Below are 7,483 nucleotides of genomic sequence, written 5' to 3'. Positions count from 1 at the left end.
AGACCCCCGCAATCGGCCTGAACGGCCTCGTCCTCAAACGCCGGACGGGCTGAGTGGGCCGGGACCGGGCTGAAAAGCAGGGCGCAGCCCGCTTTTCAGGGGCGCGGGGAACTGCGCGACCAGCCACGACGGACCCGCAGTCGACGTATCGGACGGGCTGCGTTCGGAGCGCCGGACGGGCCGGGTGGGTCCAACCGCCCTACCAACCGTCACGACGCGGTCACGATCACCCCCTTGACAGCGCAGGCGCTCTTGCCGAGGTCGAGCGCACGGGCGTACACCAAGAGCGCACGGGACAGCGCTCGGACGTTCAACGGAGAACGGGGCAAGTCATGCGCAGCACTCTTCGCACACGCAGGCCGCACACGAGGAACAGGACAGCCAGGGCCGCGGCAGCCGTCGTCGCGGGGGCGATGGCGCTCACGCTCACGGCGTGCGGCGGTGACGACAACGACGACGGGGGGAACGAGGGCGGCGAGACCGAGAACGCGGCCTCGGTTCAACTCCCGAAGCTCAACGGCCAGAAGCTGGAGGTCGCGGCCGTCTGGACCGGCCCCGAACAGGACAACTTCACCAAGGTCCTGGACGAGTTCGAGAAGCGGACCGGCGCGGAGGTCAGCTACGTGCCGACCGGCAACAACACCTCCACCTTCCTGGGCACGAAGATCCAGGGCGGCGAGCCGCCGAGCGTGGCGTTCCTGCCGCAGGTCGGTGTGTTGCACCAGTTCGCCGAGAAGGGCTGGGTCAAGCCAGTCAGTACGGAGGTACAGGGGCAGCTCGACAAGAACTTCTCGAAGGGCTGGCAGGACCTCGGCGCGTACGAGGGCAAGCAGTACGGCGTCTACGCCAAGGCCGCCAACAAGTCGCTGATCTGGTACAACACGGCTGCCTACGACGCGGCGGGCATCACGGCGGAGCCCAAGACCTGGGACGAGTTCGTCCAGACCGCGCAGACCCTGTCGGACGCCGGCTCGCCCGCGGTCTCCGTCGCCGGGCAGGACGGCTGGACCCTCACCGACTGGTTCGAGAACATCTATCTCTCGCAGGCGGGTCCGGAGAAGTACGACCAGCTGGCACAGCACAAGATCAAGTGGACGGACCCCTCCGTGAAGGAGGCGCTCACCACCCTCGCCGAGCTGTGGGGCAAGGACGAGCTGATCGCGGGCGGCCGGGCCGGGGCCCTGCGCACCGAGTTCCCCAAGTCCGTGACGAACACCTTCTCCGGTGACACGCCGGCCGCGATGGTCTTCGAGGCCGACTTCGTCGCCGCGAACATCAACGCGGACACCAAGGCCAAGATCGGCACCGACGCCAAGGTCTTCCCGTTCCCGGCAGTCGGCGACGAGTCGCCGGTGGTCAGCGGCGGTGACGTGGCCGTGGCCCTGAAGGACGACAAGGGCTCGCAGGCCCTGCTGACCTTCCTCGCGTCGACCGACGCGGCGGAGATCTGGGCGGCGCAGGGCGGCTTCATCTCCCCCAACAAGGAGATGGACCTGAAGACGTACAAGGACGACGTGGCCCAGGACATCGCCAAGGCGCTGCTGGACGCGGGCGACGACTTCCGCTTCGACATGTCCGACCAGGCCCCGGCCGCCTTCGGCGGCACCCAGGGCCAGGGTGAGTGGAAGGCGCTGCAGGACTTCCTGAAGACGCCTTCGGACGTCGAGGGCGCGCAGCGGGCGCTCGAGACGGCCGCCGCCAAGGCGTACGAGGGCTGACGGCGGCCCATGTCGTCCCAGGTGGCGATGGCGGGGGGACCGGAGGGTCCGGTGCCCCCCGCCGGAAAACGTAAGAGCGTGGTGGGTACCCGGCTGTGGGTGGCAGGTCTGTTCCTGCTGCCCGCGTTCGTGCTGCTCGGCGCGCTCGTGGTCTACCCGATCGGGTATTCGGTCTGGCGCAGTCTGTTCGACGCCGACGGTTCGAAGTTCGTCGGCCTGGAGAACTACGGCGACATCTTCTCGGACGACGCCACCTTCACCGCGGTCAAGAACACCGCGATCTGGGTGGCGGTCGCTCCCGCGCTGGTCACCGGGCTCGGCCTGATCTTCGCCGTGCTGACCGAACGGGTGCGCTGGTCCACGGCGTTCAAGATGGTCGTCTTCATGCCGATGGCGATCTCCATGCTCGCCGCGGGCATCATCTTCCGTCTGGTGTACGAGGCGGATCCGGACCAGGGCGTGGCCAACGCCGTGGTGGTGGGGGTGCACGACACCTTCGCCGAGTCGTCCGTCTATCCCAAGGCACGCCCGGCGGCCGACGGTGATCTCAAGGCGTCCGGAGGCGGCGCCTTCACCTCCGAGGGCACGGTGAGCGCGGGCTCCCCGGCCCTGCTCCCGCTGGTCGGCATCGCGCCGAACAAGCTGCCCGGCAGCCCCGACGACGCCGAACCCGCCCAGGCCGAGGGCGACGAGGTGTCCGGCACGGTCTGGCTGGACTTCAAGCTGGGCGGCGGTGGCGAGAAGGGCGCCATCGACGCGGGCGAGAAGGGCCTCTCGGGCATGAAGGTCGAAGCGGTGAAGGACGGCGAGGTCGTGGCCTCCACCAAGGCGGGCGACGACGGTACGTTCACACTGCCGGCCTCGGCCGATGGTGCCCAACTGCGGTTGCCCGCCTCGAACTTCGCCGCGCCCTACAACGGCGTCGACTGGCTCGGCCCGAGCCTGGTCACTCCGGCCATCATCGGCGCGTACGCCTGGATGTGGGCCGGTTTCGCGATGGTGCTCATCGCGGCGGGTCTCGCCGGGGTGGACCGCAACCTGCTGGAGGCGGCCCGGGTCGACGGGGCCAACGAGTGGCAGGTGTTCCGCAGGGTCACGGTTCCGCTGCTGGCACCGGTCCTCGTGGTCGTGCTGATCACTCTGATGATCAACGTGATGAAGATCTTCGACCTGATCTTCATCATCGCCCCGCAGCCGACCCAGGACGAGGCCAACGTCCTGGCGCTCCAACTGTACAACGCGTCCTTCGGCGGTGGCGGCGACCTCGGCCTCGGCAGCGCGATCGGCGTCGTACTGCTGCTGCTCGTGCTGCCCGTGATGATCGTCAACATCCGCCGGCTGCGAAGGGAGCGCCGACAGTGACCGCACCCTCCGTACCTCTGAAAGAACCGAAAGAACCCGTGGTGAGCACCGGGGAGGCAGGTCCGCCCACGCGCTCGCTGGTCTCCCGGCTGGCGAGCGGCGCGGCCGGCGGCGTGATGCGGCTCTTCCTGATCCTGGTCGCGCTGCTCTGGGTGACACCGACGGTCGGTCTGCTCGCCTCGTCGTTCCGCGATCCGACCGACATCGCCGCCTCCGGCTGGTGGGACGTCTTCAGCAAGCCGTCCCAGCTCACCACCGAGAGCTACTCGACCCTGCTCGGCAAGGAGGAGATCACCGACTCCCTGCTCAACACGATCTGGATCACCGTCCCGGCCACCGCGCTGGTCATCGTCATCGGGGCGATGGCCGGATATGCCTTCGCCTGGATGGACTTCAAGGGCCGCGACTGGTGGTTCCTGGCCGTGGTGGCGCTGCTGGTGGTGCCGGTGCAGATCGCGCTGATCCCGATGTCCGATCTCTTCGGGGACCTCGGGATCTTCGGCAGCATCATCGGCGTCGTCCTCTTCCACGTGGGCTTCGGCCTGCCGTTCGCGATCTTCCTGCTGCGCAACTTCTTCGCGGAGATCCCCCGTGAACTCCTGGAGGCTGCCCGGCTCGACGGGGCGGGCGAGACCCGTCTCTTCACGACGGTGATCCTGCCGCTCGGGGCGCCGGCCATCGCGTCGCTCGGCATCTTCCAGTTCCTGTGGGTGTGGAACGACATGCTGGTGGCGCTGGTCTTCTCGGACTCCGAGTCACGGCCGCTGACCGTCGCGCTGACGGAACAGACCCGTCAGTTCTCCGGCAACATCGAGACGCTGGCCCCCGGGGCCTTCATCTCGATGGTGATCCCGCTGGCCGTGTTCTTCGCGTTCCAGCGGCAGTTCGTGTCCGGTGTGATGGCGGGCGCGGTGAAGTAGCGCCCGGGGACCACGGGTCGCGGCACCTGGGTCGTACGTGCGCGGAGGGGCGGACCGGCACCGGTCCGCCCCTTCGCGTCGCTCCGGCGTCCCCCACATGCCGTATCCGGCGTAACCCGGCAACCCCTTCGGCCGTTGCCGGGCAGTATGCCCGCGCCGACCCATGGATGCCTCTTGCCCCGGTTCAGTGTCATCGTCCCCGCGTACAAGGTGCAGGCGTATCTGCACGAGTGCATGGCATCGGTCCTGGAACAGTCCTTCACCGACTTCGAGTTGATCGCGGTGGACGACTGCTCACCGGACGCCTGCGGCGCCATCATCGACGAGTTCACGGCCCGCGACCCACGCGTACGAGCCGTCCACCTCAAGGAGAACGCGGGCCTCGGCCCGGCCCGCAACGCCGGTATGGAGCACGCGACCGGCGACTACCTGATCTTCCTGGACGGCGACGACACCCTCACCCCGGACGCGCTGCGGGCGGTCGCCGACCGCATCAAGGAGACCGGCGACCCGGACGTCCTGGTCTACGACTACGCGCGCACCTTCTGGTCGGGCGAGACGATCCGCAACGTGCAGGCCGGCCAGCTCACCGAGGAGGCCCCGGCACCGTTCCGGCTGGACGACAGGCCCGGGCTGCTGAAGGTCCTCATGGTCGTGTGGAACAAGGCGTACCGCCGGGAGTTCATCGCGCGGGAGGGGTTCACTTTCCCGCCCGGTTACTACGAGGACACCCCCTGGACGTATCCAGTTCTGATGGCCTCAGAAACCATCGCGACGCTCGACCGCGTCTGTGTCCACTACCGCCAGCGACGTCAGGGGAGCATCCTCGGCACGACCAGCAGCAGTCACTTCGACATCTTCGAGCAGTACGACCGGGTGTTCGCCCATCTCGACGCGCATCCCGAACTGGCGCACTGGCGCCCGGTCCTGTTCCACCGGATGGCCGACCACCTCGCGGCCGTGTTCCTCAAGCGGGACCGGCTGCCGCACGGCACCCGCGCCGCGTTCCTGCGCAAGGCCCGCGCCCACTACGGCCGTTACCGCGTCCGTGGCGCCAAGGCCCCGTCTCGCAGCAGGCTGCGGCGCACCCTCGTACGCCTGGGCAGCCATCGCACCTACCGCGCGCTGTGGACAGCGGCGCGGCTGAAGAGACGTGTGGCGGGAGTCACCGGGGCCCTGCTGCGCACCGCCCGGGCCGCCGCGCTCCGGCTGCACTACACCGTCCAGCGCCGGCTTCCCGTACGGGCCGACCATGCCGTGTTCGCCAGCCACGGGGGGCGCGGCCACGGCTGCAACCCGGGAGCGCTGGAGACCGCGTTCCGGACGTACGCGCCGGGCATGCGCACCACGTGGATCGCGGAACCGGAGTTCCACCACACGATCCCGACGGCGACGCGCCGGGTGCGGCCGGGCAGCGCCGCGTACTGGACGGCGCTCGCCCGTTCCAAGTACCTCGTCAGCAACGTCGGCTTCGACCGGCGGCTGGTCAAGCGCCGGGGCCAGGTCATCCTCCAGACGCAGCACGGCACACCGCTCAAGCACATGGGCCTCGACCTCCAGGAGCGCCCGGCGGCGGCACGCGGCACGGACTTCGCCGAGCTGCTGCGCGACGCCGACAAGTGGGACTACTGCCTGTCCGCGAACCGCCACTCCACGCTCGCCTGGGAGCGCGTCTTCCCGTCCGGCTACACGACGCTGGAGTACGGCCAGCCCCGCAACGACGTTCTCCAGCAGGCGACTTCGGCGGACGTGGCCCGGCTGCGCGAGACCCTCGGCATCCCGGAGGGCGCGGTCGCCGTCCTGTACGCGCCCACGCACCGGGACTACCGCCGCACCCAGCGCACCCCGCTCGACCTGGAGCGGATCGTGCGCCAACTCGGCCCGCGGTTCGTCCTGCTGGCCCGCGCGCACCACACGTACAAGGCCCCGCTCGCCCGTAGCGCGGGCCGGGTGATCGACGTGTCGGACCACCCGAGCATCGAGTCCCTGTGCCTGGCCTCGGACGCGCTGATCACCGACTACTCCGCCCTGATGTTCGACTACGCCAACCTCGACCGGCCGATCGTGATCCACACGGACGACTGGGAGGCGTACGAGGCGGCCCGCGGCACGTACTTCGACGTGCGCGCGTTCCCGCCGGGCGCGGTCGCGCGCAACGAGGACGAACTGATCGACATCTTCGCGACCGGCCACTGGCGCGGTTCGCGCTCCGCGCAGCTGAGGGCCGCGTTCCGGGAGCGCTTCTGCCCGTACGACGACGGGCACGCAGCCGAGCGTGTCGTACGCCGTGTCGTGCTCGGCGAGACGGCCGGACTGCCTGCGGTGCTGCCGCTGGACGAGCGCCGTCCGGTGCCCTCGGCGGCGCACGAGTCCGCCGCCTCACCGCTCGCCACCGTCCCGACACCCGGCGTTTCCGTTCCCGTCGTTGACAGACCCTGAGCGCTCGGATCCCATCCCCAACACAGGAATTTCATAGACCCCGTTTTACGGAGTACTCATGACCACCAGCACCACCGAACTGCCCCGTCCCAAGGCCCTGTCGGAGGTCAAGGGCTGGTTCCGTCCTGTCGACCAGCAGTTGTTCGACTGGTTCCTGACCGGGCAGCTCGACCGCGCTCAGCCGGGCGACCTGCTCGAACTCGGCGCGTACATGGGCAAGAGCGCCATCTTCATGGCCTCCTACCTGCGCGACGAGGACGCCTTCACGGTGTGCGACCTCTTCGACTCGCCCGCGGAGGACTCCGCCAACAGCAAGGAGATGAACAAGTCGTACTCGACGCTGACCCGGCGGGCCTTCGAGGCCAACTTCCTCTCCTTCCACGAGAAGCTGCCGGAACTCATCCAGGCGCCGAGCTCCGTGGTCGCCGACCGCGTCGAGGACGACAGCTGCCGTTTCGCGCACATCGACGCCTCGCACCTGTTCGAGCACGTGTGGGGGGACATCGAGGCCGTGCGCGACATCCTCCTGCCGGACGGTGTGGTCGTGCTCGACGACTACCGCGCCGAGCACTGCCCGGGCGTGGCCGCCGCCACCTGGGGTGCGGTCGCCGCGCTCGATCTGCGTCCCATATGCGTGACCGGCACCAAGTTCTACGGCACCTGGGGCGATCCGGAGCCGCTGCGCGACGCCCTGCTGGAGTGGCTGGCGGCGCGTGACGACATGTGGCACGAGGTGCAGCAGGTCGCGGGCCGCGGGATGATCCGCATCGACGGCAAGAAGGCCACGGAGCCGAAGCACCCGGTGTCCCGCCACGCGGGCGACCCCGAGCCCCCGCGGCCGACCGCCCCGGCCAAGCCCACGGCCCCGTCCCGACCCGCCCCCGCCCGTCCCGTCACCATCGCTCCGGCCGCCCGTCCGAACCGCGCCCGCAAGGTCGCCAAGGACCTGCTGCCACCGATCGTCACCAGGGCGCTGATCCGCACCCGAAGCCGCAAGACAGGCTGACACCTTCCGCGACGGAAAAGGGGGGGCTGGGGTGGGAC

General features: G+C 69.4%; 5 protein-coding genes. All 5 read left to right on the top strand.

Annotated elements, in window-relative coordinates:
• Positions 1-332: 332 nt before the first annotated feature.
• The 5 genes from AB0I18_RS51005 (at position 333) to AB0I18_RS50985 (ending at position 7,445) form a co-directional block, all read left to right on the top strand.
• Complete coding sequence (locus tag AB0I18_RS51005) at positions 333-1,718, top strand: ABC transporter substrate-binding protein (protein WP_363112709.1); 1,386 nt, start codon at positions 333-335, stop codon at positions 1,716-1,718.
• Between the two features lie 27 nt (positions 1,719-1,745).
• Positions 1,746-3,080, top strand: coding sequence for a sugar ABC transporter permease (locus tag AB0I18_RS51000; RefSeq protein ID WP_363112711.1), 1,335 nt, complete (start codon positions 1,746-1,748; stop codon positions 3,078-3,080).
• A 116-nt stretch (positions 3,081-3,196) separates the two neighbouring features.
• A complete protein-coding gene (locus tag AB0I18_RS50995) occupies positions 3,197-4,000 on the top strand; it encodes a carbohydrate ABC transporter permease (RefSeq protein WP_363112710.1) in 804 nt (267 codons plus the stop codon).
• 174 nt (positions 4,001-4,174) lie between these two features.
• The gene (locus AB0I18_RS50990; RefSeq protein WP_363112708.1) at positions 4,175-6,439 is read left to right on the top strand and encodes a bifunctional glycosyltransferase family 2 protein/CDP-glycerol:glycerophosphate glycerophosphotransferase; all 2,265 of its coding nucleotides are present in this window, start codon (positions 4,175-4,177) and stop codon (positions 6,437-6,439) included.
• 58 nt (positions 6,440-6,497) lie between these two features.
• Positions 6,498-7,445 carry a class I SAM-dependent methyltransferase gene (locus AB0I18_RS50985; protein WP_363112707.1) on the top strand — a complete coding sequence of 316 codons (948 nt, stop codon included), beginning with the start codon at positions 6,498-6,500 and terminating at the stop codon, positions 7,443-7,445.
• The last annotated feature ends 38 nt before the right edge of the window (positions 7,446-7,483 follow it).

Origin of the sequence: Streptomyces sp. NPDC050704 (assembly GCF_040654355.1) — a bacterium.
Taxonomy (GTDB): domain Bacteria; phylum Actinomycetota; class Actinomycetes; order Streptomycetales; family Streptomycetaceae; genus Streptomyces.
Note: the sequence above shows the minus strand (reverse complement) of the source record. Positions and strands in the feature narration are given on the sequence as shown.

Coding starts and splice junctions, on each gene's coding strand:
- AB0I18_RS51000 (WP_363112711.1), top strand. CDS start 1,746: ATGGCGGGGGGACCGGAGGGTCCGGTGCCCCCCGCCGGAAAACGTAAG.
- AB0I18_RS50995 (WP_363112710.1), top strand. CDS start 3,197: ATGCGGCTCTTCCTGATCCTGGTCGCGCTGCTCTGGGTGACACCGACG.
- AB0I18_RS50985 (WP_363112707.1), top strand. CDS start 6,498: ATGACCACCAGCACCACCGAACTGCCCCGTCCCAAGGCCCTGTCGGAG.
- AB0I18_RS51005 (WP_363112709.1), top strand. CDS start 333: ATGCGCAGCACTCTTCGCACACGCAGGCCGCACACGAGGAACAGGACA.